Genomic DNA, 4,406 nt, shown 5'->3' with positions numbered 1-4,406 from the left:
TTTTTGGTCGAAACTATTATACCAGATATAAGGCGATTCTGCCTTTTTAATTGCCACTTTTTATTGATTTTTCAAGGTACAAAGGCACTTTTTAAAGTGCGAAGTTTGAGTATATGAATCATTATTGAAAATGTATGATGATGCGGAGTAATAACTGATGGACGATAGGAAGGTGGATGTCAGCGTTCTGTGTCTGTCATATAATCAGGAGAGATATATCGAAGATACCGGAGATAAACAAACAGCTGGAAGCATTGGAGAAAAGAAGACAATGAAAGTAGTATTACTTGCCGGTGGCTTGGGCACGCGAATTTCGGAAGAATCCACGCTGCGCCCGAAGCCGATGATCGAGATTGGCGGTATGCCGATACTGTGGCATATCATGAAAGAATATTCGTATTATGGATTCAATGACTTTGTCATCTGTGCCGGGTACAGGCAGCATATGATAAAGGAATGGTTCGCGGACTATTATCTGTACACATCAGATATTACCTTTGACTTTACTGAGGGCAATGAGATGATTGTACATGACAAGAAGACTGAACCGTGGAAGGTGACTATTGTAGATACTGGGCTCAATACGATGACCGGTGGTCGTCTGAAACGGGTGCAGAAGTATATCGGAGATGAGACATTCATGCTGACCTATGGTGATGGTGTCTGCGATGTCAATATCAAGGATCTGCTTGATTTTCACATAAGTCATGGCAAGGCCGCGACACTTACTGCAGTGATCATGGATGAGGAAAAGGGACATCTGGATATTGCATATGACAATTCTGTACGTGCTTTCCGTGAGAAGAATGTGAGTGACAGCAAACCGATTAATGCCGGATATATGGTGTTTGAACCGGTGATATTCGATTATCTGAAGGATGATGACACTGTTCTTGAAAAAGAGCCACTTGAGAAGCTGGCGGAGGATGGTCAGCTGATGAGCTACAGCCATCATGGTTTCTGGCAGTGTATGGATACACTCAATCAGAAGATGAAGCTCGAAGAAATGTGGGAGTCAGGTAAGGCTCCGTGGAAAGTGTGGGATTAAGATATGAATAAGTGGAACAATGAATCAGAAGCCCGTTCTGAGATCATGTCTCTTGTTGCAGACTTCTACCATCAGTTCAGAGAACAGGAAACCGACCACAGTGATTTCAAGCCGGGTGACCGTATGGGGTATTCCGGTCGTGTATATGATGAGAAGGATATGCAGGCTCTGACTGATGCCTGTCTTGATTTCTGGCTTACGACCGGAAGATTTGCTTCCGAGTTTGAGAAGGAGTTTGCTGAATACCTGGGTGTGAAGCATGTACATCTGGTGAATTCAGGTTCTTCGGCTAATCTGATAGCTTTTTCAGTGCTTACTGCTCCTGAGCTTGGTGATCGCAGGATCAGGAGAGGCGATGAGGTGATCACTGTCGCCTGTGGCTTTCCTACGACGATCAACCCGATCCTGCAGTTTGGTGCAGTGCCTGTGTTTGTGGATGTCACGATTCCACAATACAATATTGATGTAACGAGGTTGGAAGAGGCTTATGATCCGGATAAGACGAAGGTTGTGTTTCTGGCGCATACACTGGGAAATCCTTTTGATATAAAGGCCGTAAAGGAATTCTGTGACAGGCATGGTCTTTGGCTTGTTGAAGACAACTGCGATGCGCTTGGATCTGAATATACGATTGATGGTGTGACCAGACTCACTGGTACATGGGGTGATATCGGAACATCTTCTTTTTACCCGCCTCATCATATGACGATGGGAGAAGGCGGTGCTGTATATACTGATGATCCACTGCTCAGCAGGCTTATCCTTTCTTATCGCGACTGGGGACGTGACTGCTACTGTCCGTCGGGGAGAGACAATACCTGTGGGCATCGTTTTGATGGTGACTATGGCGAGTTGCCTCATGGATATGATCATAAGTATGTGTATAGTCATTTCGGATACAATCTGAAGGTGACTGATATGCAGGCCGCTATTGGAGTGGAGCAGCTGAAGAAGGTGCCTGGATTTACAGAAAAGAGACGACACAACTGGGGCCGTCTTCACAAGGCTCTTGAAGATGTGCAGGACAGGATCATTCTGCCTGTACCTGCTGTGGATTCTGATCCATCATGGTTCGGATTCCTTATTTCCATTCGTCCTGAGTCTGGACTTGTGCGTCGTGATGTCATTGAAAAGATCGAGTCACACAATATCCAGACAAGGCTCCTGTTCAGTGGAAATATCATCAAGCAGCCATGTTTTGATGAGATAAGGGGTACAGATGCATATCGTGTTGCTGGATGTCTTGATAATACTGATTTCATAATGGAGAATACTTTCTGGGTTGGAGTATATCCGGGCATGACTGATGCAATGATTGATTACATGGCGTCTGTAATCAGGGAGGCTGTGAAGTGACACATTCTTTTTTTAAAAATAAGAGAGTCCTCATCACCGGCCATACCGGCTTCAAGGGTATCTGGCTCACGAAGATCCTGCTGAATGCCGGTGCTTCTGTGCTTGGGTATTCGCTTGAACCACCGACAGATCCGTCGCTTTTTGCACTGGCTTTACTGCACGGCTCTTTTACTGATGTTCGTGGTGATGTGAGAGATCTGACACATCTGAAAGAGGCATTTGAGGAGTTCCAGCCGGATATTGTTTTTCATCTTGCGGCGCAGCCTATCGTGCGTGAATCGTACAGGAATCCGGTGTGTACGTATGAGACAAATGTGATGGGGACGGTGAATGTGCTGGAGTGCATCAGGCTGACCGGAAGCGTCAGGAGTGCCGTGATCATAACGACTGACAAGGTGTACCGGAACAATGAATGGCTCTGGGGATACCGTGAGAATGAGCCTCTGGATGGTTTTGATCCGTACTCGAATTCGAAGTCATGTGCTGAGCTGGCTGTGCATTCGTATGTGAATTCATTTTTCTCAGATGATGACAGTCCGGCTGTATCGACTGCGCGTGCCGGAAATGTGATCGGTGGAGGAGACTTTGCTGCTGACCGAATCATTCCAGATTGTGTGAGAGCTATGGAGCAGGCTTATCTGAATGGAGAAGATTCGGGTACGATTGAAGTCAGGAATCCATACAGCACCAGACCTTACCAGCATGTTCTCGAACCTTTATCTGCTTATATGATGATCGCTGAGAAACAATGGGATGACAGGAAATATGCCGGTTGGTACAATGTCGGGCCAGATGACTGCGACTGCCTGACTACCGGTGATCTGGTCACAATGTTCTGTGATACCTGGAATCAGAAGAAGACTGCTGCATTGCCATCAGCTGAATGGATGAGCCGGGCTGAGATTAACGCGCCGCATGAGGCAAACTTTCTGAAGCTCGACAGTACTAAGATCAAGTCTGAGATTGGATGGAAGCCGAAGTGGCATATACAGGAATGTATGGAAGAGACGGTTGACTTTTATCAGAAGTATCTGACTGACAGTGATAAGATTCCAGAAATCATGGATTCACAGATTGATAAATATTTCGAATGAATGAGGCCCGTGGCGACACGGGTCTTTTTTTGTACTGTCAATACAAACATATGTATCCTAGATTCCCGGAATTATAAACGGAGCGGGATCACTTATGTCTACCAGTCAACCTCGTACTGGGACAAGGAGAAGAAAGCTCCCCGTTCGAAGCGTGTCCTGATCGGTAAAGTCGATCCCAAGACCGGTGATGTGGTGCCGACCGATGGCCGTGGAAAACGACGCGGTCAAAGAAAGCAGCCACAGGCTGCAACTGCGAAACGCGGACCTGTTCCCGAAGCCCGAACAGACCGTCAGTATTATGGCGCCACATATCTTCTGGATCAGATTGGCGAGAAGCTTGGCATTACGAACGATCTGAAGGTATGCTTCCCGAATGACTACAAGAAGATCGAATCACTTGCCTACTTCATGATTCTTGAAAATACGAATGCGATCTCCCGTTTCGGCCGGTTCGCCAACACACACCGTCATCCTTATGGACAGGACATTCCTTCCCAGAGAAGCAGTGAACTGTTCCAGTCCATCTCGGAGGAGGCAAAGATGAAGTTCTTCCGCCTTCAGGGAAGACGGCGGATCGAAAAAGAATACTGGGCATACGACAGCACCTCCATCTCCGGCTATTCAGAAGAACTGAAGCAGGTTAAGTATGGCAAAAACAAAGACGGAGACAGTCTCCCACAGATCAATCTCGCACTGCTCTTTGGCGAAACATCCGGTCTCCCGTTATACTACCGGAAGCTTGCAGGGAACATCCCCGATGTCAAAACAGTCACTGAACTGATCCGTGAACTGGACACCCTCGGGTATAAGAAAGTCAAGCTGGTTATGGACCGTGGATACTACAGTGCTGATAACATCAACGGTTTGTATAAGCAGCACTATAAGTTCCTTGTCGGCGCCAACACAAC

4 protein-coding genes are annotated in these 4,406 nt (G+C 46.7%); all 4 read left to right on the top strand.

The window, feature by feature from the left end:
- The first annotated feature begins 271 nt into the window (after positions 1-271).
- A complete protein-coding gene (gene rfbF / locus ACTNCK_RS11480) occupies positions 272-1,048 on the top strand; it encodes a glucose-1-phosphate cytidylyltransferase (protein WP_441082856.1) in 777 nt (258 codons plus the stop codon).
- A 3-nt stretch (positions 1,049-1,051) separates the two neighbouring features.
- Positions 1,052-2,404 carry a lipopolysaccharide biosynthesis protein RfbH gene (rfbH, locus tag ACTNCK_RS11475; protein ID WP_441082854.1) on the top strand — a complete coding sequence of 451 codons (1,353 nt, stop codon included), beginning with the start codon at positions 1,052-1,054 and terminating at the stop codon, positions 2,402-2,404.
- On the top strand, positions 2,401-3,498 hold the full coding sequence (gene rfbG / locus ACTNCK_RS11470; protein ID WP_441082853.1) for a CDP-glucose 4,6-dehydratase: 1,098 nt from the start codon (positions 2,401-2,403) through the stop codon (positions 3,496-3,498). Before rfbH ends, rfbG begins: the two co-directional genes overlap by 4 nt.
- Before the next feature lie 54 nt (positions 3,499-3,552).
- Positions 3,553-4,406, top strand: an 854-nt coding sequence (locus tag ACTNCK_RS11465; protein ID WP_441082855.1) for an IS1634 family transposase, incomplete at its 3' end; no start/stop codon positions are given.

Source organism: Candidatus Weimeria sp. HCP3S3_B5 (assembly GCF_052064335.1).
Taxonomy (GTDB): domain Bacteria; phylum Bacillota; class Clostridia; order Lachnospirales; family Lachnospiraceae; genus Weimeria.
This window is presented reverse-complemented; position numbering and strand designations above follow the sequence as displayed.

What these genes read in the sequence shown, in the direction of transcription:
- rfbH (WP_441082854.1), top strand. Translation starts at nt 1,052, where the DNA reads ATGAATAAGTGGAACAATGAATCAGAAGCCCGTTCTGAGATCATGTCT.
- rfbF (WP_441082856.1), top strand. Translation starts at nt 272, where the DNA reads ATGAAAGTAGTATTACTTGCCGGTGGCTTGGGCACGCGAATTTCGGAA.